This window comes from Sphingobacterium daejeonense (genome assembly GCF_901472535.1).
Lineage (GTDB): Bacteria > Bacteroidota > Bacteroidia > Sphingobacteriales > Sphingobacteriaceae > Sphingobacterium > Sphingobacterium daejeonense.
This window is the reverse complement of sequence record NZ_LR590470.1, coordinates 1,945,905-1,966,767: the sequence shown is the minus strand read 5'-3', so window position 1 is coordinate 1,966,767 and position 20,863 is coordinate 1,945,905. Positions and strand designations below refer to the sequence as shown.

Genomic DNA, 20,863 nt, shown 5'->3' with positions numbered 1-20,863 from the left:
ACTATTTAAGGTTAAAATTGATACCTACAACATAGGTCTTAACTTGTGGATAGAAGTTCCCTGTATTTCCTGATGGGATTTCCGGATCATAACCGTAAAAGAAATTCGTTTTCGTGAATAAGTTGTCCGCAGAAACAAAAATTCTCATTTTAGAAACCCTTACTTTTTCCATCCAGTCGGTCGGGAAAGTGTAACCCAATTGGATATTCTTCAATCTTAGGTAAGATGCGTCTTCAATCCATTGGGAAGACAAACGTGTATTGTGCGTACGCATGTAAACCAATCTTGGGTACGAAGCATCAGTGTTTTCTGGAGTCCAACGATCCAAGTGGATCTCTTGTGGCATAGCACTGTTGTTTATAAATGGATGACGTGCTGAACCACCTAAGTATCCATCTGCCTTGCCTACCCCCTGTAGAAAGAAACTGAAATCAAAACCTTTGTAGGCTAGATCTCCCCTAAAACCATAAGTATAACGTGGGATATCACTCCCTAAAATAACACGGTCATTCAATGCTGTGATAGCTGTTGCATCAGGATCTTGTGGTACATAAATCAAATCTCCAGGAGCAACTAAATCACCCTTCTGAAATGGGAAATTTGGAACATACTTACCGTCCACAACGGTAAAATCACTCTCTTGTGCAATCCTATCTGCCTCAAAGCCATAAAAAGCATCCAATGGATATCCTTCTAGACGAACCTTATCGCCGAGATTGGTAGCATAATTCTCCAGTTTTGTAATCTTGTTCTTGACATCCGATAGGTTGAAGTTTGCTGAATAGCTTAATTCACCAACTTTATCTTTCCACCCTACAACAACTTCCCAACCCTTGTTCTGAACTTCACCTGAGTTTTGCGCTGGATAACCAGTACCAACCCCGATTACATCTGGCAAAGGCGGATTAAGGATAATTGATTTGGTGTTATTGATAAAGTACTCTCCTGTTACGCTCAATCTGCTGTTCAGGAAAGCTAAATCTAAACCGATATTCGTTTTTTCGGACGATTCCCAAGTAATAAATCTATTAGGAATAAAGGTCTGCCTAAATCCAACTTGACCTTCATCTCCTATAGGGTTGTTGCTAGTAATCTGAACAGATGCAAGAGTTGCCATATAAGGGAAATCACGGCCTACTTTATCATTACCTTGCGTACCGAATGAACCTCTAAGTTTTGCAAAATTCCAGAAACTCTTCAAGTCTTGGAAAAATGCTTCCTCTGAGAAAACCCAACCAGCAGAAAATGAACCAAACCAGTTCCAACGAACATCAGGATGGAATCGGGATGACCCATCATAACGGAAGTTTCCTTCAAGAAGATACTTACTCTGATAATCATAATTCAAACGCCCAAAGAAGGACATCAATGCATTCTGTGTACTTGAACTATTGTTTAATTGATTTTCTGTACCTACTGCCAATGATTCAAGATCTTGAACAGGTAGATTCTGGCGAGATGCCCAAAAATCTGCTCCTACAGTTTCCTCCAATGAATACCCTAATAGACCTGTGATATTATGTTTATCTAAAATAGAAGTCCTATAAGTTGCCGTTCCAACAAATGTCTGATAAGTCTGTGAATAGTGGTCCATGCGGATACTGTTCGGGAAGTTCGATTGATAAATTAATTTATCATCATCAGGACTATAATAATTAATGGTCTTCAACAACCTATTTCTCTTCGAATTATATTTCACCAAGCCATATTGTCCACGCAAGTCCAATCCTTTCATCAGATTGATGGTAGCAGAAATGTTCGCAGTGATTTCTTGTGAAGTAAAGTTATTCGTACCACCATCGGTTGCAATAGCTACTGGATTGCTCTGCCCACCATGATAGCCCCCAACTTCCATTCGTGAAATGAACAGGTACCAAAGGACGTATGGAAGTAGCCATAGATAATGGATCATTACCGGATGCAGAACCATAAGTTCCGCGGTCAACATAACCCAGATTACCATCTAATTGAACACGGTCCAAAATCTCAGTACTCATTCTTAGCCTTGCATTGTGACGGCCTGCTTTAAAGTTATCACCGATAACCAAACCACCTTCTCCCAAGTATCCATAGGATGCGTAATAACTAGTTTTGTCAGATCCACCCTGCAAACTCAGGTTGTAGTTCTGTTGAGGAGCACTTTTCTTATAAACCTCATCGATCCAATTGGTATTGGCAAAATAATTAGGATCAGATCCATTTCTGGCAATCTCAATTTGTTCCTCAGAATAAGTCGGACCCTGGCCTGCATTCTCATTTGCTTCATTCTGCAGAATCATGTAATCAACAGAACCCAGGAATTTAGGCAGCGCTGTAGGAGTTTGCCATCCATAATAGCTGCTGAAATTCAGGCTTGGTGCTCCAGATTTTCCTTTTTTGGTAGTTACTAAAATAACTCCGTTAGCACCACGGACACCATAAATAGAAGATGAAGCAGCATCCTTCAGAACAGAAATGTTCTCGATATCATCCGGATTCAGGATGTTCATATTTCCACCAGGAATCCCATCGATTACGATCAATGGATTAGCATCTCCCCATGTACCAATACCGCGTATACGGATTTGAGGCGCGGAGTCCCCCGGACCTGTATTATTGTTCTTGATTGTCAATCCTGGCAATTGACCTTGCAATCCCTGACCAATATTCGCAATTGGCCTGCTTTCAAGCTCCTCGCCCCCTAACGTAGCAACTGCTCCCGTCAAATTCACCTTCTTCTGGGTGCCATAACCGACAACAACAACCTCTTCCAAGGCCTCATCGCTCGCAGCCAGTTGAACATTCATCGTAGACGAACTGATCGATAACGTTTGAGTTTCATAACCAATAATGGAAATCCGCAATTGTTGGCCAACCTGACCCGCAATTTCAAACCTTCCTTCGGCATCAGATTGAACTGTACTGCCGGTACTGAGATTTCTAATAGATGCTCCAGCGATAGACTCACCAGTAGAGCTTTGGACTAATCCTCGGATAGTTTCTTGCTTATAGACAGAATGCTTGAGACCTAAATTCTCTGATAAAAAAGCCGGCCTTGAATCTGCCCATGAACATAAACTCAATCCCATCAAAATGGATAGAAAAGCGTAATTCTTCTTCATGATTGATTGTTTTTTCTCCTGATAGAGTAGGAAAAATTAGATGTAAAAAGTTTAGTAACGTATAATAATTTCTAAAAAGTTATCGGCCAAAAATAATAGAATTTTATGTTTATAAAGGTTTTTAAACAGGAACTCTATATTAATTTAATGTTAAGTAATTGTATGTTTTATATTAATGTAATTTATACAATTGACTTATAATATCTTATAAATCCCAACTAAATAGATTAATTGGATAAAAAACATCAATTAAATCAAAACTGTTACAATCAATCAACATGTCACAACTATTAATTTATTTGAAAGCGTTCTCTTTTTATCCCTCCTCCTATTTGCTTAAAAAACCTTTCTTTTTAAGCAGGAACCTTCGACGTAAAAATTAGCTGTTATCAGGGATGTTTTCAATCAGAAATCTTTCGATTTTTGTGTAATAATTATTACAAGGATGAAAAGAATATTGAATACGATATTATTATTAGCGGGATGCCACCCTAACCTCACAAGCACAATCATTGAAAGTATTTAAAATTGATTATTTATCAATTGCAGAAGGTCAAACGTTGGATAAAAATTCCAGCAATTTTAATCTCAGAGCATGGGTAAACGATTCTTTCAATAAGGTCGTGACCAATGAAGAAGATAACGGCGCTCAGATCCTAAATAAAACAAATAATAAATCTTTCCTCCTCTTTGCTCCTTCTGAAGAATATCACATTTTAGAAGAGGAAAACAATGATGCATATAATTCAGAAAATGAAAATTTACCATTTGAACTTTCGAGTGAAACCAAGAATATAGCAGGATACCCTTGCAAATTAGCAATTGTGAAGATAGATCCGGAATTAGATGATGAAGATAATTTGATCAAAATCTGGTATACCGATAAAATCCCTGTTCTTTATTGGGGCCAATTTTCATTCTTGAAAAATATTCCCGGTGCAGCTTTAGAAGTTATGATTGGCAAAAATGGATTTAAGGCAGTTGATATCAATCAAGAAAATGTTCCAACGAACTTCTTTGAAATACCTGAAACCTATACTGAATTTGAAATGGAAACAGAAGATGAGGAGACAGAAGATTCCGCCATTGGTGCAGATACGCAGATTGATGAGGACAGGTTTTTGTATTATGACGAATCTGAAAACTACCTTGGCCTAAAAGATGAAAACGATAAGCAGATAACGAAAGCGGAGTATGGTTACTTTGATTATTTTAAGGGTGGAATTACAACGGTAATTGATGCAGAAGGAAATTTTGGATCAATGGATAAGAATGGAAACATAAAAATCCCATTTAAATATGACTTCCTTTCTTATGATGAGATCAATCAACAATATATTTATGGTATAGGAGAAAAATATGGAATCCTCTCTGCAACTGACCAGCCAATAATTAACGCAGAATATGATATGGTCAGTCATATGAACAAAGGCTATGTTTCAGTAAATAAAGATGAAAAATATGGTATTGTAGATAAAAATGGAAAATTGATCGTCCCTATCACCTACCCCTTAATTATGGAATTTAACGATGAAGTGTTTGTGACCACAGATGAGGATCATTATAACCTATATAATATCAAAACCAATAAACCGGTTAGCGACGATTACGACCTAATTGCCCTTTCTGAAACCGACCCTGTCCATTTGGTTCAAAAGGGAGATAATTATGGATTTATTGACAATTTTGGAAAAGTAGTGATTCCTATACAATTCACGGCTGCCACTAATTTTGATGATGGACACGCATCCGTAGAAACCAAAGATGGTGAAATGATTTTCATCAATATCAAAGGTGAAAAAGTAGATATCGAATAATATGAGCAACTACCCTTGAATTTAAAAACAGTGCCTATTAATTTAGGCTCTGTTTGCTTAATTTTGGGGGTTAAATAAATGATTTAAGAATGATAAAAATAATAGAAAAACAAAAATATCTCTGGTCCTTATTATTCTCGTTTTTCTTGTTGACCCTAAATCATTCGGACATTTACGCACAAGATCTTCTTTCAAAACTCGAAGAAGAATATCGACAATTCAAACCCGGCGATCCTGAAAAAGTATTTATTACTGGAAAACTTGCTCAAGCACTGTTTTTCAATCAACGAGAAAACGAAGCGTTTGAACTGCTCAAAAAGGACCTAGTATTTACCAACAAACTTTCAGAAACAAAATATGGAGCTTACCTGAACACAATTCTCGCAATCAATCAATTGATTGCTGATGATAAATTGAATTCAAGGTTATCTATTTTAAAAGCAAAAGCATTAGTCGACCGCAGCAAGGACATTGAAACTAAAGGTTATGTTTATTACGGCTATGGCTGGATATTAGCACGTGAACAACAGGAAAGTGAAGCTGTAAAGCAATTTATGATAGCATTGAGCTACCTTGACCAAGCCAAACAATCCAATACATTGATAAGCAGAAAAGCCAATGTCTACAAAGAATTAACATCCATTTATGCCAATTGGAACGAATTTGAGCTGCAGGAAAAGTACAGCAAATTGGCCTTGAATTTAGCAATCAAACAGGACGACCCAATGACCATTTTTGATTCTTACATGTCTTTAGGTTATATGTATGAACAAAAATTCTTGGACTCACCGGAAGATACTAAATACAGAAATCTGGCGGAGAATTCCTATTTGAAAGCACTGAAAATTTATCAAGATAATATGGGGTCTATGCCAATCCCATCCAATTTGGCGTATGTTGCCAATAACCTTGCCCATCTTTATTATAAATTCTATCCAAAAGAATACAGGGACAAGGCCATTAAATATGCTGAGATGGCTCGATTAAAAGCAACGGAAACAAAACAATTTAATCTGGTGGCATCATCTCATGGCATCCTGTCTGAAATTGCTTTGGAAGATGGAAAAAACGAATAAAGCAAAAGAACATCTCCTTTCATCATTATTTGAAATAAATAAAAGCCAAGTTCAAGATCAACAGGTGTTGATGAATATTTACCTCAGCCTTTCTCATATCAGCGAGCAAGAAGGTAATAATGAGGAAGCATTAAAATTCTACAAAGAATATGCAAATATTTTTACCAGCATTTATGATCAGGAAAAACTCAGTACGAGTAAACGCTTAGAAGCTCAATATGAAAAAGGCAAACAGGATCAACAGCTGAATAACCTTCAGATTGAGGCAGAACAAAAAGAGCAACAGATCAAACTCATGCAGGCATTGGGTATCCAACAAAAACAGGACTTGGAAAACCTAAGATTGGCACAGGAAAACCAAGCACAAGAACTAACACTGTCCAAACTAACCTCAGAAAAAAAAGACAAGAATTGAAATTGTCAAAACTCGAAGATCAAAATAAAGCTCAACAAATCAGTACCTATCAAAAAGAAATCCTATTTAAGGATAAAATTAACAAATATTATATTGCGCTAATTTTAGCTGTAGGGTTATTGTTCGCATTGCTTTTATATGCCTATCGTCAAAGGTCAAAGCATATGCTTCAACGAGAAAACTTACACCAACTAGCTCTAGAACAAGAAAGACAAAACACCAAAATCAATATGCTAACGGCTCTCCTTGATGGCCAAGAACAGGAAAGATCAAGAATAGCACGTGACCTGCATGATGGTTTGGGAGGATTATTGTCCGGAACCAAGCTCCAACTCTCACTTGCAGGAGAACCGGAAAACAAAGACTTTCAACTTAAAATGGATAAAGGTATCAAACACCTCGACATGGCAGTGGACGAATTGAGACGAGTGGCCCATAACCTTACTCCTGACCTTCTTGAAAAATATGGACTCTTGGAAGCACTGAAGGACTACGCTGCTAGAATGTCAAACCAAGAACTTGAAGTGGATGTTCAGTTCCTACACTATGAAAACAAACTTAGCAGCGAACAGCAACTTATCATTTATAGAATAATACAAGAGTTGGTTAACAATGCCATAAAGCACGCAAATCCTTCCCAAATCATAATTCAAATAGTAGAAGAGGAAAAACAATACCATATCACAGTGGAAGATGATGGAATAGGCTTTGATAACAGTATGATAAAAAACAACAAAACAGCAGGACTTTTCAATATTCAATCTAGAGTGGACTTCCTTAAAGGCAACCTTCAAGTACAATCAGAATTGGGGCAAGGAAGTAGCTTTGACATATTTATCCCAAAATCAATCAACCATGATTAACATAGCAATAACTGATGACCATCCCCTTCTTTCAGAAGGTTTAAAAAACATTCTGGCCCAAGAAACTTTCTTGAATATTGTTGGTTGCTATCCTACGGCGGAAGCATTGAGAAATGCTTTGAATAACACTAAAATTGACGTTTTGCTCCTCGATATAAATTTATCCGACGCCAATGGCCTTGAATTGATTGCTCCTTTACTTAAAAATAATCCCGAACTAAAGATTATTATTTTAAGTGTACACAATGAATATGCAGTAATAAACAGTGCATTTCAAGAGGGTGCTCATGGATATATTCAAAAAATGCATCGGTTACAGAAATATTATTGGGAATACAAGAAATTCTAAAAGGCAATAAATTCAGATGTAAGCAGACCCAACTGATCGTTGATAAAAAGAATTCTATCGAACTCAAAAGTGTTCCTAAACTAACTCGAAGGGAAAAAGAAATTCTAGCTGTTGCAGCAATGGGATTAACAACCAATCAGATTGCAGAAAAACTATATTTATTAGCCCGCACACAGTGGAAAGTTCATAGGAAAAATCTGATTGAAAAATTCAGGAACCTCCAACTTGAGCTCTGCTATTAAAATGGCCTATGATTATGGGCTTGATTCGAGAAATAACAAGCTAAAAACTCCAAACCAAACTTTTATTATTCCCAAAGTGTTTTATTAAAAGTAACAATGGAGGTATAAAATGCAAGAAAAGGAAGACGAAAAAGGAAACAAAATCAATAATGCAGAGGATGTTGACCCAACAAAAGTACCTGAAACAGTAATTAAAGAAAAGGATGATGAACCAGCAGCAATCAACATCCCTAGAGTAATTATTATAGCCATTATTATTATGGCGATCTTTTATATGATTTACGAATTTGTATTAAAAGGTCAATCATAAAGTGTTGATTTTTACAAAGGTATTCAGGAAAACATTCTTGCAATAAAAAAGGCCACCCAATTTATGAGTGGCCTTTATTGTATTTTATTTCTTAGAAACCAATTGTTCTTCCATGTTCGATCACAGCATTTTTCTTGATGACAATAATCCCATCGCAAATCGTATACTCCGGAAAATCACCATCTTTCAGCTGTTTGCCACCTTTGATTCTGACATCATTGCCTATTCGGCAATTTTTGTCCAAGATGGCATTCTCGATATAGCATCTTTCCCCGACTCCAATTGGTGGCGGAGTTTGTGAGGAAGTCAGTTCTACAACCTCATTGAGATCCTCATAATAATCAGAACCCATCATATAAGTCATCTTGATCACTGTTCCCTCCCCAATCCTGGAACGAATCCCAATCACTGAACGTTGAATTTTCTCCGCCAAAATGATACAGCCATCGGAGATAATGGCATTGTTCAATGTTGTACCTGAAACCTTGGACGGCGGAAGCATCCGAGCACGTGTATACACAGTCTCTCCAAACAAGTTGAATTCGGGAATGTCATCCGTCAATCCAATATTTGCTCAAAGAAAGAAAGAAATAGTACCGATATCTGTCCAATAACTATCGAATGGAAAGCTTAAAACCTTCGAAGAACCAATAGCGTCAGGAATAATTTCCTTACCGAAGTCCATTCCATTATTCTCTTCCAACATCTTTGCCATGACACCTTTTGAGAATACATAAATACCCATCGATGCCAAGTAATTTCGCCCTTGTTTTTCTAGGTCCTCAGGAACTTCTGAGGTCCAATCTGCCAATAAATCCTTGGTAGGTTTTTCAATAAATGAAACCACATTATTGTTCTCGTCAGACTTTAGAATACCAAAACCAGGGGCTTCTTTTGCGGTCACTGGTATTGTTCCAATCGTGATCTCACCACCATTTTTGACATGGAAATCAACCATGGCAGAGTAATCCATTTGATATAACTGGTCGCCAGAAAGGATTAGAACATAGTCATAATCCACATTTACCAAATTCTTTTGCGTCCTTCTTACAGCATCCGCAGTACCCTCAAACCAACGATCACCCTCATTGGTCTGCTCAGCAGCTAAAATATCCACAAAACCCTTACTGAAAATACTGAAGTTGTAAGAGTTCTTGATGTGTTTGTTCAAAGATGCAGAGTTGTATTGTGTCAGTACAAATATCTTATTGTAGCCAGAGTTAAGACAATTTGATATCGGAATATCCACCAAACGGTATTTCCCGGCAATTGGAACTGCGGGCTTAGAACGTTGGTCAGTCAACGGAAATAAGCGGGTTCCTCGACCCCCACCTAATACAATAGAAACAACTTTATGCGACATATCTTTAAACTAATTGGTTATATAACTCTATATATTTCTTTGCTGATTTGTTCCATGAATAATCAAGTGCCATTGCTGTATCTCTAGTTTTTGTTAGATTGTCAGCATAACTTAAATATTTGACGGCTCGTGAAACGGTCCCAGCAGCTTCTTCGGCATCTACATCGTCGAAAAGGAATCCATAACCTCCCTCCTCAACATCAATAACTGTATCTTTCAAACCACCTATCTTACGAACAACAGGAATGGTACCATATTTTAGTGCGTACAATTGATTCAGCCCACATGGCTCAACCCTTGAAGGCATAATCAATAAATCTGAAGACGCATAAACACGATGCGCCAATTGCTCATTATATCCAAAGAAAACAGCTAAATCCTTATTGTAACTGCTTGCTACCGCTTGAATCCTTTGCTGAATCTCCGCATCTCCAGAGCCTAGTATAAATATACTTATTTTACCTGAGCTTTGCTTCAAAAGATTTTCTATTAATTCTGGCAAAATATCAGCCCCTTTTTCTGTCGCAAAACGACCTATGTAACTCAATAATGGCAGCGTAGGGTCTAAACCAAATTCCTTGCAGAATTTTAATTTATTATCTGCTTTACCATCATCCACGGTCAAAATGGTATAATGATGATCTATAAGGGAATCAATAGCAGGATCCCAATAGGAAGTATCAATTCCATTTACAATACCAACTGATTTATCACGTTCGTCAAAAAATAGATTTTGCAATCCATTCGCTTCAACATATAATTCTTTTAAATATCCTTCAGACACCGTTGTATATGCATCGCAGCATTTGATGGCCGTTGCTATTGGATTTATTAATCCATCCCAATCCAATAGACCCCATTTCCAAGTATCAAAGGCTGGAATAATAATACCCTTGCTCCATGACATCCATCCTTGGTACTGACCATTATGAACAGTGAAAACCGTCTTTACGTTTTTCAATGATTGAAAATCATTGCTCCATTTCGTTAAAAATGGAATTAACCCAACATGGTGATCATGGCAATGAAGGACATCTGGGGAAATTTCGTTGTTTTGTATATAATGTAAAACCGCATGTTGAAATGCGATCCATTGATCTGCTTCGTCTTGGTAACTGTAAATTTCCTCCCGATCCAGAAGATTAGGAATCTTAACAAGGTACAATGGAAATCCCAAAACATCATTCCGCTCTTTCAACAGTTCATAGGACAGCAATGCAGAACCTTGGTAGAATTCTCCAACGGCCACAACATCAAATTCATTTTCCTGAGTGAATTTCCTGTTAAAAAAAGGCATGATAACCGAGGCATCGACACCTAATTCCCTTTGATACTTTGGCAATGCTCCTACAACATCCGCCAATCCACCAACCTTAGCGACAGGAAAACATTCTACGCTTAAATGTATGACTTTCATTTTCCTAGTTTTCTTTTAAATATTAAACCGCTCAATGGTGGCAGATCTATCACAATTGACTGCTCCTGCCCCATCCATGGCTCTTTCTCTGACTTAACAACTTTCTTCACTTTTACACCACTGCCATTGAATTTGGGATCATCGGAATTCAATAACAACTCCCATTGACCATTATGCGGAACACCTAACTTAAATCCATGACGAACTATTGGGGTAAGATTCAAAACCACCACCAAATCATTTTCCAAATCATGGCCTCTACGGCAATAAGCAAAAATACTGTTGTCGCGGTCCCCAAGCTCAATCCAAAAGAACCCCTCAGGACTGAAAGCTTTCTCATATAATGCTGGATATGATTTATAAACTTTATTCAGTTCACCCACAAAATCCTTCATGCTTGAATGTGGCTTATACTGCAATAAATGCCAATCCAATGATTGATTGACATTCCATTCAGAAGTCTGACCAAATTCACCTCCCATAAACAAAAGCTTAGTACCTATGAAAGTGAACATATATAAATACAAGGATCTCAAATTGGCAAATTTCTGCCATTCGTCACCCGGCATCTTGTATATCAAAGACTGTTTGCCATATACAACCTCATCATGTGATAAGGGAAGCATAAAGTTCTCCGTAAATCCATAGACCGTAGCAAAAGTCATCTTATCATGATGATATCCTCTATTGATAGGATCCTCCTTAAAATAGGACAGCGTGTCATGCATCCAACCCATCATCCACTTTTCCGAAAACCCCAATCCGCCATGGAAAGTAGCACGACTAACACCTGACCATGAGGTAGATTCTTCAGCGATACTTTGGACATTAGGAAAATATTTCGAAACCGCTTCATTAAATTCTTTTAAGAATGCCACCGCTTCCAGATTTTCATTCCCACCGAGTTCATTGGGTTCCCACTCGCCAAACTTCCGTGAATAATCCAGATAAAGCATGGACGCAACAGCATCAACCCTTAATCCGTCGATATGATAACGGTCTAACCAAAAAAACGCATTACTGATCAGAAAGGACTTAACTTCATTTCGACCATAATTAAAAATATAGGACTGCCAATCGGGATGAAAGCCTTTTTTAGGGTCTGCATGCTCATATAAATGTGTCCCATCAAATTTATAGAGACCATGGGCATCCCCAGGGAAATGAGATGGAACCCAATCCAAGATCACACCAATATGATTCTCATGCAGCAATTCAACCAATTTCATAAAATCCTGCGGACCTCCAAACCTTGAGCTTGCAGCATAATACCCCGTAATCTGGTATCCCCATGATGGATAATACGGATGTTCCATGATGGGCATAAACTCAACATGGGTAAACCCAGTTTCGTGGATATAAGGTATCAATTTAGCGGCAATCTCTTCATAGCTCAAAAATCGATCTGGATCCTTGGGATCACGCATCCAAGAACCTAAATGCATCTCATAAACCGACATGGGTCTGTCCAATGCATTGTGTTCTCTGCGACTGTACATCCACTCGGAATCATTCCAAGCAAACCAAGTAGTAGCAACAATTGATGCCGTCCGCGGTGGAACCTCCGTATGAAGTGCAAAAGGATCAGATTTCTCAAGATGCTCACCAGTGTTAGAATGGATATGGTATTTATAGACTTCACCATTCTCTATTCCTGGGATAAACCCTTCCCAAATCCCACTGCTATCCCAACGGACATGCAGATGGTGGGAATGTGGATTCCATCCATTGAAGTTTCCTACAACAGAAACCGTCTGGGCGTTTGGTGCCCAAACCGCAAAATATACTCCTTTGACCCCATTGACAAGAAGCTCATGAGAACCAAATTTCTCATAAAGCTTATAATGCCGTCCAGACTTGAATAATGAAACGTCAAATTCGGACAATAAGGAGTGTACTTCAACTGGTTGAGGCATAAATAATATGTTTTTAGCGTTTTATTGAATGTTAACTTTCTTGAAATCGCGTTCTAGTTTAATGTAATTTTGACCTTCTTCATCCTTTTGAAGTTGAACTTTTACTCCATCAACCGTAATTTGCTTAGGCTCAAACGGAAGACCGATTAAATAAAGGTTGAAGTCATTATAATATGGAGTGTAAATACCATCTTCACCTTGCATAATGCTGACCTGACTTGAATCGCAATTAGCAATGAAATGTTTCTCTACATAAACACCTTGCTCATAAGCAAATGTTTCACCGTGATCTGAATACAGGTTTGATTCGTGCTCACCTTCAGCATAGTACAAGTTTAGCTTTAAGGATTCAACTCTACGCTCACCTGTAAATTGCATAATTGGATATTCAGGAATAATAGACCCCCCGCGTACGAAAAACGGCATCTCATCCAATGGCGTATCAATGGTATACTCTTGACCTCCTTCATAATATGTATTGTCAAAGTAGTAATACCAACTTCCTTCAGGTAAATACACTATTTTATTTTGTTGGCCAGGATGAAGAACTGGTGAAACCAATAATTGATTTCCAAAACCGAATTCTTCTTCCCTTACCATATTCTTTTCCTTGTCTTGCTCCATCAAAGCAATTGGTCTCAAAATAGGTTCACCATATTTATGCTGTAACCAGAAGGTAGAATAAATATAGGGCAGCAATTTATATCTCAGCTCAATAAATTTCTTACATATCGCTTCCCATTCTGGGCCAAAGCTCCATGGTTCACGATCGCGGGTATCTCCGGCTGAGTGAACACGCATAAATGGAGAAAATACCCCAAATTGCATCCAACGAGTATATAGCTCGCCATCCGGTTCACCAGTAAATCCTCCAATGTCGGTACCACAGAAAGATAAACCCGATACAGAAAGCCGCTGCAATTGTAGCGTACCTATACGTAGGTGCTCCCAGGTAGCAATATTATCTCCAGTCCAAACCGACGAATATCGCTGGGTACCAGAATACGCAGCACGAGTAATCGTAAATGGACGTTTGTTTTTATATAATTTCTTAAGACCATCATAGGTTGCACGAACCATTTGCATACCATAGATGTTGTGAGCTTTACGGTGCGATCCGCGGTGACCATCGAATTGATGCCTTACATCATTTGGAAAAGTACCACGACCAAATACTGCCGGCTCATTCATATCATTCCAAAACCCTGCAACACCATCATCAACCAAACCTTTATACAAAGTACCCCACCATGACCTAACCTCAGGATTAGTGAAATCTGGAAATTGACATCTTCCTGGCCAAACAAAACCCTCCATGAAATAATCATCCCCCCTACGGCAGAAATAATTGTTCTCTTGGCCTTGCTTAAAAACCCAATAACTATCATCAACCTTAATCCCCGGATCGATCATAACAACAGTTTTGAAACCATTGGCATTCAAATCAGAGATCATCTTCTTAGGATCTGGAAAATAACGCTTGTTCCAAGTAAAACAACGGTAACCATCCATATAATCAATATCCAGATAGATCGCATCACATGGAATCTCACGCTTCCTGAACTCATAAGCCACTTCCCTGACTTTATTCTCTGGATAATAACTCCAGCGACATTGATGATAGCCTAGCCCCCACATCGGTGGCATATAATGTGTACCCGTCAATTTATGATAGCGCTTTACGACATCCATCATCTTTGGACCATGGATGTAATAATATTGCAATTCACCTCCCTCAGACCAAAAACTGGTTTGATCCTGATGCTCGGCCGCAAAATCAAAATAAGTTTTGAAGGTATTGTCAAAGAAAATCCCATAAGCCTGACCTTCGGTCACTCCAATATAAAACGGAACCGTCTTATAAAGTGGGTCTTGGTTGAAAGCGTATGAATAGGTGTCTGAATTCCAATTCTTTACTCTTTTTCCTCTTAAGTTCAAATTGGTAGCTTTATCGCCTAAACCGAAAAATGCTTCGTCAGCAGCTGCTTGTTTCGTACAATAAACATAATAACCTCCGAAATCTACATTCTCCTCCCAGTGCATGGGCGAATGATCCCTGTTCAGGACTTTTTCGTCCGCATCCGCAAAAGCAATATTGAAATCTGATTTACGAATCATACAAACAACAGAGCTAGTCTTTAATTTGTAATATTCATCATCTTCTATCAGCTCGTAGCTTACATAATTGTCTTCTTTAAAACTGATTGCGTAGGAAAAGTCAACCAAGAAAGATCCTTCTGGTGCTAATCTAACTCGAATAATATCTTCTGAATATACTTTTACCTCAACTTTGGAGCGTCCATCGGAAAAATAAAACGCATTTAGGTCTTGGGTATAGCCTTTAACTTCCGTTAAATAAAGTTTTTCTATATCTGGTAAATCGAGAACGGGGTTGTTTACGTGGTGGATTCCTTCTTCTAAGGTATCAGGGTTAGGTAATAAGTCGTTCGCGAAATCTTCCTTCTTTGTTGTATCTGCCATAAAAATAATAATCTAAATAGGTAATAGACAGTGTAAATGTCTGTTTTAAATTACAATATATTTTATAAAAACCAATGTTAATAAATAAATTCACTACCGGATAACAGAAATTGTACCCTTAGAGCTACAAGAAATTAGCGTCCAATATCATTATAATGTTGTAAAACAAGAAAATCACAATTATTACCTTAAAAATTCGTAATTTTGTGAGCCTTTTTAAAATCTAGCCCCAGTAAGGCTAGAGGGCATATAATACATCAGTAGAATAACATGAAATTATCTCAATTCAACTTTAATCTTCCTGAATCATTACTAGCATCTGAACCTTCAGAACAAAGGGATGAATCTCGTCTAATGGTTTTACACCGCGACAGCGGAAAAATCGAACACAAGATCTTCAAGGATGTTCTAGATTATTTTGATGATAAAGATGTAATGATCTTAAACAACACCAAAGTATTCCCTGCCAGAATGTATGGTAACAAGGAGAAAACAGGTGCTACTATCGAAGTATTCTTGTTAAGAGAACTTAACAAAGAATTACGTCTTTGGGATGTATTGGTTGATCCAGCACGTAAAATCCGTGTAGGAAATAAATTATATTTTGGAGATGACGATTTATTGGTAGCTGAAGTAGTTGACAATACGACTTCTCGTGGCCGTACAATCCGTTTCCTTTTTGATGGTACGGACGAAGAATTCCGCAAGAACATTGAAATCTTAGGAGAAACTCCTCTACCTAAATATATCAAGAGAAAAGCAACTCCAGAAGATAAATTCCGTTACCAAACAATCTATGCTAAAAACGAAGGTGCCGTAGCAGCTCCAACTGCTGGCCTTCACTTCTCTCGTGAATTGATGAAACGCCTGGAACTTAAAGGTGTAGATTTTGCAGAAGTAACCCTTCACGTTGGTCTAGGAACTTTCCGTACAGTGGAAGTGGAAGACTTGACCAAACATAAAATGGATTCTGAACAATTCATCATTTCTGAAGAAGCAGCTCGCATCGTAAATAAAGGAATCGATAACAAACGTAAAATCTGTGCTGTAGGAACAACATCTATGCGCGCGATCGAATCTTCAGTATCTGCTGACCATCACTTGAAAGCAGCTAATGACTGGACTTCAAAATTCATCTACCCTCCTTACGATTTCAGCATCGCTAATTCGATGATCACAAATTTCCACACGCCGCAATCTACACTATTGGTGATGATCGCTGCGTTTGCAGGATATGAAAATGTAATGAATGCTTATGAAGTAGCCGTAAAAGAAAAATACCGCTTCTATAGCTATGGTGATGCCATGTTGATCATCTAATTTGATTACATCTAAAATATTGAACGCAGGCCAAACGCCTGCGTTTTTTTGTTATATTTTATTTACTTTGTCCTTCTAATCACAAAATACAGGAATGTCTACGAATTTCACTATAATCGTTGCTGCAGGAACGGGATCCAGAATCGGAGGTAATCTCCCCAAACAATTTTTATTGCTGGATAGCAAACCTATCCTTATGCACACAATTGAGAAATTTGCCCATTCATCAAGTAATCCTCAAATAATTCTTGTACTCTCAGAATCCATGCTCCAATACTGGAAAGAGTTATGTACTGAATACAATTTTGAAATCCATCATTATATCGCTATTGGGGGCACAACAAGATTTCAGAGCGTAAAAAATGGCCTCGAGTTAATCAAAAAAGAAAATCTAAACTTGAAGGATGTGAAAGTGGCAGTACATGATGGGGCAAGACCTTTGATCAGCACAGTTTTGATAGATGAGCTATTTAACACCTGTACAGTGGAAAAACCAGCAGTCATACCTGCGGTCCAAAGTACAAACTCAGTACGTATCGGCACATCAGAAAATAGTAATGCTGTAGACAGACAGTCCGTATGGTTGGTACAGACTCCACAATTGTTTATGGGGAATCTGTTGGTTGAGGCTTATATGCAAACAGAGGAAAGTTATTTCACAGATGACGCCTCAGTAGTAGAAAAGTTGAGCAACAACCTTTATCTCCTTCCTGGTGACCAACAGAACCTGAAGATTACCTATGAGGAAGATTTAGCCATTGCTCAACTGTTATTTAATAAATCTAAGCGTTCCCTCTGATTATTCTCAATAATACCACAATGATGGCGATTACCAATAAAATGTGGATAATACCTCCTGTTGCATAACCTCCAAAGAAGCTAATTGCCCAAATGATAACAAGAATAACTGCGATTAAATACAAAATATTTCCCATAGTAATAAAATTTGTGTTTTGTTTAAATAGTTTATTCAATAATTTGATTTCAATATGTTAAACACACTATGAGAACAAATTGTTTTGAACAGACAATTTTTTTTATCAAATTTCAATAACTAATTGATCGTGAGAGACAAAAATTCCCTCTGGCAGCATCTTTTCGATATCTATATGCTTGCCAAAGCGATGAGAAATATGTGTTAGAAAGGTCTTTTTGGGAGAAATTCTGTTGGAAACCTCAATCGCTTCCTCCAAAGTAAGATGTGAAATATGAGGTTCCCGCTGCAGCGCATTCAAAATCAAAACCTCAACACCCTCCAGCAATTTAAAGGACTCCTCGGATATAGTTTTGGCATCAGTGATGTACGCAAAATTATCTATTCGAAATCCAAGTACAGGCATCTTATAATGCATAACCTCAATAGGAAGGATGGATTTGCCATAAAGCTCAAAGGGTTCTCCCGCAAATATCTCCTCCAGCTCCAATTGTGGAACTCCAGGATATTTATAGTCAGAAAATGCATAATAGAATTCCTTCCTTAATGCATCATGTGTAGCTTTGTTTGAATAGATAGGAATAGATTGTTGCTGTTGATAATTGAATGCTCTTACATCATCCAATCCAGCGATATGATCTTTATGAGAGTGTGTCATCAAAACCGCATCCAGACGCTTCACATCTTGACGCAGCATTTGGTACCGAAAGTCAGGACCTGTGTCCACAACAATCGTACGATCGTTGTAATCTATCATTATAGAAGACCGTAAACGTTTATCACGTTTATCTTCTGAATGACAAACCGGACAAGGACAGGCTATAACCGGAACACCTTGTGAAGTTCCTGTACCTAAAAATGTAACTCTCAAATCGAAATCTTCGTTTTTTTAATGTTTTGATAAAATGGCTTCAGTTTCTCTTGAATCAAGTCCTCGTCAACCTCCATGGTTTCCAAGATCTGAAGAAGTGATACGACTTTCATATCGACGGTGGAGAATTTGTTTACAACAACGACCTTCGAATTCTGTAATACACAAGCACCAGTACGAAATGATCCTTTTTCATATCTTCAGCTTGTATCCTAAATCGCCAAATAGCGCCTCTAATTTATCTAAACTTCCCTGTGTTAATGAAATCATATAATCTTATCTTCACAATTTAATAAAGCAGGTCGACTTTATCAATTCTTTATCCTCTTTTGTTCGTGATGAACCTTTGTGCATATTGGCTCAAAAATCCTGATCCATAAGCTATTAATTGAGTAAACGCTGCAACAACCGACAAAAGCCCAACCTTTAAACTCTTTGTTGTCACCAACGCATGTAAAAACAACAGGATAGTATAGAATACCAAAAATGTATTGCCTATCAGACCTAATATATGTAAGAAATAAATTTCATCCATGGTCAACAGGTTAATGACATCGATCATCAATAAAAGTATCAGACCTAGCACAAAAACAGCCGGCAAAGCATGAACAGGCTTTAATTCCTTGGGATACAAGCAATAAATATCGATTCTGCCTTTCCCAAAATTATGGGTCTGTTTGTAAAATTGTCCGAAACTGGTTCTGCGTTTATGATATACAAAGGCATCAGGGATCAATCCAACCTTAAATCCTGAATTGATCATACGGATACTGAACTCAATATCCTCAGACCTACGGGAAAGCTTAAAGCCACCTGTTTTTTCCCAGACTTCCCTCGATATCCCAAGATTGAAACTCCTGGGATGAAATTGACCAACATGCTTTTTGTTTCCTCGAATTCCTCCCGTCGTAAACGGACTGGTCATCGAATAGCTAATTGCTTTCTGAATAGCAGTAAAAGAGTCATGTGCAGCATCAGGACCTCCAAAGGCGTCATACCCATGTTCCTTTATGCCGTCGATTACTTTTAAGAAATAATCCTTGGGAACGATAATATCAGAATCAAAAACTATGAAATAATCACCTTTTGCTCTTTCAAAACCGTAATTCCTCGCGAAGCCTTGACCTTCATTTTCCTTGAAGTAATACTTTACATCAAGTTTATCTTTAAACTTATCTACAATATGTTCCGCTTTATTTTTGGATCCATCTTCTACGATAATCACCTCAAAATCTTTGTAGGTTTGATCCAAAAGCGAAGTCAACATTTCCTTGATCTCGACTGGCCTGTTATAGAGCGGTACGATTACGGAAAAAAACATATTAAATTACCTGATCTACGTGATATTTGTTTCGGTCAGTACCGTTTCTAGAAACTAATTCTGCAACAAATCCTGTCAAAAACATTTGAGAACCGATGATTATGGCTACCAAAGCTAAAAAGAACAATGGTTGATCAGTCACATTTCTATATACGGTACCGTTGGCAATGCTCATCAATTTCTCGCATATTAACCAAATGGTAATGATAAATCCCAGTAAGAAGCTGATGACTCCCAATGGGCCAAAGAAGTGCATCGGTCTTTTGGCAAATTTGCCCACAAAGAAAATGGACATCAGGTCCAAAAACCCTTTAACAAATCTTCCAGGACCAAATTTCGTTGTGCCATATTTGCGGGGATAGTGCTGTACTACCTGCTCTTGGATATTGCTGAAACCTGCCCATTTAGCCAATACCGGAATATAACGGTGCATCTCGCCATACACTTCGATACTTTTTACAACATCTTTTTTGTATGCTTTCAGGCCACAATTAAAATCATGTAAATTGTCGATCCCTGACATGCTCCTGGTAACCGAATTGAACAGTTTGGTAGGAATGGTCTTTGTCAATGGATCATAACGTTTTTTCTTCCATCCTGAAACAAGGTCTGCCCCTTGGTTCTTGATACGGTCGTAGAGCTCAGGAATCTCGTCTGGGCTGTCTTGCAGGTCGGCATCCATTGTGATCACCACATCCCCTTCTGCCGCAGCAAAACCAACGTTCAACGCCGCTGACTTGCCGTAGTTCCGGCGAAAACGAATTCCAATGATATTCTCATCCCCCTCCTTCAAAGATTGAATGACTTGCCATGACTTATCCTTACTGCCATCGTCAACCAAAACGATCTCATAACTGAAATTGTGGGCATCCATGACACGCTTGATCCAAGCGGTCAACTCTGGAAGTGACTCTTCCTCGTTATATAATGGTACTACTACTGAAATATCCATAATTAATAAAGAACAAAGGTATCATTTTTGGATGATACCCTTATCATTTAAACTTAAGCGTTTATTATGCGTTGTTATCTGGATTGTTGATGTTACGGTTCTGATCCTCAAGACC

Annotated in this window: 20 protein-coding genes; 9 read left to right on the top strand and 11 right to left on the bottom strand. The window is 38.0% G+C overall.

Going from position 1 to position 20,863, the window contains the following annotated elements; all coding sequences use genetic code 11:
* Position 1 precedes the first annotated feature (1 nt).
* Positions 2–1,855, bottom strand: coding sequence for a SusC/RagA family TonB-linked outer membrane protein (locus FGL31_RS27700; protein WP_138090864.1), 1,854 nt, complete (start codon positions 1,853–1,855; stop codon positions 2–4).
* Positions 1,785–3,101: a SusC/RagA family TonB-linked outer membrane protein gene (locus FGL31_RS27695; protein WP_138090861.1), complete on the bottom strand. Its 1,317-nt coding sequence runs from the start codon at positions 3,099–3,101 to the stop codon at positions 1,785–1,787. Before FGL31_RS27695 ends, FGL31_RS27700 begins: the two co-directional genes overlap by 71 nt.
* 512 nt (positions 3,102–3,613) lie before the next feature.
* On the opposite strand from FGL31_RS27695, the gene FGL31_RS09375 reads away from it, so the two are divergent.
* The 7 genes from FGL31_RS09375 to FGL31_RS09350 all read left to right on the top strand — a co-directional run bounded on the left by FGL31_RS09375 (position 3,614) and on the right by FGL31_RS09350 (position 8,173).
* Complete coding sequence (locus FGL31_RS09375; RefSeq protein WP_138090858.1) at positions 3,614–4,918, top strand: GLPGLI family protein; 1,305 nt, start codon at positions 3,614–3,616, stop codon at positions 4,916–4,918.
* Between the two features lie 89 nt (positions 4,919–5,007).
* The gene (locus FGL31_RS09370; RefSeq protein WP_138090855.1) at positions 5,008–5,994 is read left to right on the top strand and encodes a hypothetical protein; all 987 of its coding nucleotides are present in this window, start codon (positions 5,008–5,010) and stop codon (positions 5,992–5,994) included.
* Positions 5,978–6,409, top strand: coding sequence for a hypothetical protein (locus FGL31_RS09365; RefSeq protein WP_138090851.1), 432 nt, complete (start codon positions 5,978–5,980; stop codon positions 6,407–6,409). Before FGL31_RS09370 ends, FGL31_RS09365 begins: the two co-directional genes overlap by 17 nt.
* Entirely contained in the window at positions 6,406–7,272 is an 867-nt protein-coding gene (locus tag FGL31_RS09360; protein WP_138090848.1) for a sensor histidine kinase, read from the top strand. Before FGL31_RS09365 ends, FGL31_RS09360 begins: the two co-directional genes overlap by 4 nt.
* Complete coding sequence (locus FGL31_RS25150; RefSeq protein WP_232046512.1) at positions 7,265–7,621, top strand: response regulator; 357 nt, start codon at positions 7,265–7,267, stop codon at positions 7,619–7,621. The genes FGL31_RS09360 and FGL31_RS25150 overlap by 8 nt, the downstream gene beginning before the upstream one ends.
* On the top strand, positions 7,600–7,863 hold the full coding sequence (locus FGL31_RS25145; protein ID WP_232046511.1) for a LuxR C-terminal-related transcriptional regulator: 264 nt from the start codon (positions 7,600–7,602) through the stop codon (positions 7,861–7,863). Before FGL31_RS25150 ends, FGL31_RS25145 begins: the two co-directional genes overlap by 22 nt.
* 109 nt (positions 7,864–7,972) lie before the next feature.
* Entirely contained in the window at positions 7,973–8,173 is a 201-nt protein-coding gene (locus FGL31_RS09350; RefSeq protein ID WP_099371287.1) for a hypothetical protein, read from the top strand.
* A gap of 91 nt (positions 8,174–8,264) precedes the next feature.
* Here FGL31_RS09350 and FGL31_RS28905 read toward each other — a convergent pair whose 3' ends face one another.
* Genes FGL31_RS28905 through FGL31_RS09330 form a run of 5 tightly spaced genes read right to left on the bottom strand, consistent with a single transcriptional unit; the run spans position 8,265 to position 15,350 of the window.
* A complete protein-coding gene (locus tag FGL31_RS28905; protein ID WP_317130987.1) occupies positions 8,265–8,735 on the bottom strand; it encodes a glucose-1-phosphate adenylyltransferase in 471 nt (156 codons plus the stop codon).
* Positions 8,736–8,747: 12 nt separating this feature from the next.
* Positions 8,748–9,536, bottom strand: coding sequence for a sugar phosphate nucleotidyltransferase (locus tag FGL31_RS28900; RefSeq protein ID WP_317130986.1), 789 nt, complete (start codon positions 9,534–9,536; stop codon positions 8,748–8,750).
* A 4-nt stretch (positions 9,537–9,540) separates the two neighbouring features.
* Positions 9,541–10,953, bottom strand: coding sequence for a glycogen synthase (locus tag FGL31_RS09340; RefSeq protein ID WP_138090845.1), 1,413 nt, complete (start codon positions 10,951–10,953; stop codon positions 9,541–9,543).
* Positions 10,950–12,869 carry a 1,4-alpha-glucan branching protein GlgB gene (gene glgB, locus FGL31_RS09335; protein ID WP_138090842.1) on the bottom strand — a complete coding sequence of 640 codons (1,920 nt, stop codon included), beginning with the start codon at positions 12,867–12,869 and terminating at the stop codon, positions 10,950–10,952. The genes FGL31_RS09340 and glgB overlap by 4 nt, the downstream gene beginning before the upstream one ends.
* A 21-nt stretch (positions 12,870–12,890) precedes the next feature.
* On the bottom strand, positions 12,891–15,350 hold the full coding sequence (locus tag FGL31_RS09330) for a glycoside hydrolase family 31 protein (protein ID WP_138090839.1): 2,460 nt from the start codon (positions 15,348–15,350) through the stop codon (positions 12,891–12,893).
* Between the two features lie 270 nt (positions 15,351–15,620).
* On the opposite strand from FGL31_RS09330, the gene queA reads away from it, so the two are divergent.
* Together queA and FGL31_RS09320 are read left to right on the top strand one after the other, a co-directional pair.
* Positions 15,621–16,670 (top strand): tRNA preQ1(34) S-adenosylmethionine ribosyltransferase-isomerase QueA, encoded by a 1,050-nt coding sequence (queA, locus tag FGL31_RS09325; protein ID WP_099371292.1) that lies wholly within the window; start codon positions 15,621–15,623, stop codon positions 16,668–16,670.
* A gap of 94 nt (positions 16,671–16,764) precedes the next feature.
* Positions 16,765–17,469 carry a 2-C-methyl-D-erythritol 4-phosphate cytidylyltransferase gene (locus FGL31_RS09320; protein WP_138090836.1) on the top strand — a complete coding sequence of 235 codons (705 nt, stop codon included), beginning with the start codon at positions 16,765–16,767 and terminating at the stop codon, positions 17,467–17,469.
* Here FGL31_RS09320 and FGL31_RS09315 read toward each other — a convergent pair.
* From FGL31_RS09315 to FGL31_RS09295, 4 genes are all read right to left on the bottom strand, one after another.
* Positions 17,453–17,605 (bottom strand): lmo0937 family membrane protein, encoded by a 153-nt coding sequence (locus tag FGL31_RS09315; protein WP_138090834.1) that lies wholly within the window; start codon positions 17,603–17,605, stop codon positions 17,453–17,455. The two genes, FGL31_RS09320 and FGL31_RS09315, sit on opposite strands and share 17 nt — an antisense overlap.
* Positions 17,606–17,710: 105 nt before the next feature.
* On the bottom strand, positions 17,711–18,475 hold the full coding sequence (locus FGL31_RS09310) for an MBL fold metallo-hydrolase (protein WP_099371294.1): 765 nt from the start codon (positions 18,473–18,475) through the stop codon (positions 17,711–17,713).
* A 319-nt stretch (positions 18,476–18,794) separates the two neighbouring features.
* Entirely contained in the window at positions 18,795–19,796 is a 1,002-nt protein-coding gene (locus tag FGL31_RS09300) for a glycosyltransferase (protein ID WP_138090832.1), read from the bottom strand.
* A 1-nt stretch (position 19,797) separates the two neighbouring features.
* Positions 19,798–20,748 carry a glycosyltransferase family 2 protein gene (locus FGL31_RS09295; protein ID WP_099371297.1) on the bottom strand — a complete coding sequence of 317 codons (951 nt, stop codon included), beginning with the start codon at positions 20,746–20,748 and terminating at the stop codon, positions 19,798–19,800.
* Positions 20,749–20,863 lie beyond the last annotated feature (115 nt).

Bases quoted from the DNA above. Each gene is read 5' to 3' on its own strand.
- FGL31_RS09300 (WP_138090832.1), bottom strand. From the start codon at position 19,796: ATGTTTTTTTCCGTAATCGTACCGCTCTATAACAGGCCAGTCGAGATC.
- FGL31_RS27700 (WP_138090864.1), bottom strand. From the start codon at position 1,855: ATGGAAGTTGGGGGCTATCATGGTGGGCAGAGCAATCCAGTAGCTATT.
- FGL31_RS09365 (WP_138090851.1), top strand. From the start codon at position 5,978: ATGGAAAAAACGAATAAAGCAAAAGAACATCTCCTTTCATCATTATTT.
- FGL31_RS09330 (WP_138090839.1), bottom strand. From the start codon at position 15,350: ATGGCAGATACAACAAAGAAGGAAGATTTCGCGAACGACTTATTACCT.
- FGL31_RS09350 (WP_099371287.1), top strand. From the start codon at position 7,973: ATGCAAGAAAAGGAAGACGAAAAAGGAAACAAAATCAATAATGCAGAG.
- glgB (WP_138090842.1), bottom strand. From the start codon at position 12,869: ATGCCTCAACCAGTTGAAGTACACTCCTTATTGTCCGAATTTGACGTT.
- FGL31_RS28900 (WP_317130986.1), bottom strand. From the start codon at position 9,536: ATGTCGCATAAAGTTGTTTCTATTGTATTAGGTGGGGGTCGAGGAACC.
- FGL31_RS25150 (WP_232046512.1), top strand. From the start codon at position 7,265: ATGATTAACATAGCAATAACTGATGACCATCCCCTTCTTTCAGAAGGT.
- FGL31_RS09320 (WP_138090836.1), top strand. From the start codon at position 16,765: ATGTCTACGAATTTCACTATAATCGTTGCTGCAGGAACGGGATCCAGA.
- queA (WP_099371292.1), top strand. From the start codon at position 15,621: ATGAAATTATCTCAATTCAACTTTAATCTTCCTGAATCATTACTAGCA.
- FGL31_RS09340 (WP_138090845.1), bottom strand. From the start codon at position 10,953: ATGAAAGTCATACATTTAAGCGTAGAATGTTTTCCTGTCGCTAAGGTT.
- FGL31_RS09315 (WP_138090834.1), bottom strand. From the start codon at position 17,605: ATGGGAAATATTTTGTATTTAATCGCAGTTATTCTTGTTATCATTTGG.
- FGL31_RS09295 (WP_099371297.1), bottom strand. From the start codon at position 20,748: ATGGATATTTCAGTAGTAGTACCATTATATAACGAGGAAGAGTCACTT.
- FGL31_RS09370 (WP_138090855.1), top strand. From the start codon at position 5,008: ATGATAAAAATAATAGAAAAACAAAAATATCTCTGGTCCTTATTATTC.
- FGL31_RS27695 (WP_138090861.1), bottom strand. From the start codon at position 3,101: ATGAAGAAGAATTACGCTTTTCTATCCATTTTGATGGGATTGAGTTTA.